This window comes from Caballeronia sp. LZ029 (genome assembly GCF_031451275.1).
In the GTDB taxonomy this organism is placed as follows: Bacteria; Pseudomonadota; Gammaproteobacteria; order Burkholderiales; family Burkholderiaceae; genus Caballeronia; species Caballeronia jiangsuensis.
Genome location: NZ_JARUXO010000037.1, coordinates 1 through 480, shown reverse-complemented (window position 1 = coordinate 480; position 480 = coordinate 1). Strand labels below are relative to the sequence as shown.

Below are 480 nucleotides of genomic sequence, written 5' to 3'. Positions count from 1 at the left end.
GTGTCCATCCACCGCCGACGCAATCGCCGCCCGCACCGTGTTGACGATGAAACGCGGCGCGAACTGCACGACCTGCGGAATGGCCGCGCCGCCCGCGGTCGGAAAGCTCCACGAATCCAGGCCGAAATGGGTCATCGACACAATCTCGTGGCGGGCGAGATCGGCGGGCTGGAGAATCGGCGGATGCTTCGCCAGATAGCGCGGCGACGCCGCCACGACGCGCCGCACCTCGCCCACTGGCACCGCCACCAGGGTCGAGTCCGGCAGATGCCCGATGCGCAGCGCGATATCGATGCCCTCGTCGATCAGGCTCACCGGCCGGTCCAGCAGTTGCAGCCGCACGGAAACCGCCGGAAAGCGCGCGATGAAGTCGTCGAGCATGGGGCGCAGCAGATCTTCGCCCGCCGCGACCGGCGCGGTCAGCGTCAACAGGCCGCGCGGCGCGGAGCGTTCGTGGGCGATCAGGAGATCGGCTTCCTC

At 69.2% G+C, this 480-nt stretch carries 1 protein-coding gene; it reads right to left on the bottom strand.

Going from position 1 to position 480, the window contains the following annotated elements; translation table 11 throughout:
* A partial coding sequence (locus QCE73_RS33945; protein WP_309885329.1) for a LysR substrate-binding domain-containing protein occupies window positions 1–480 on the bottom strand: 480 nt, incomplete at both ends.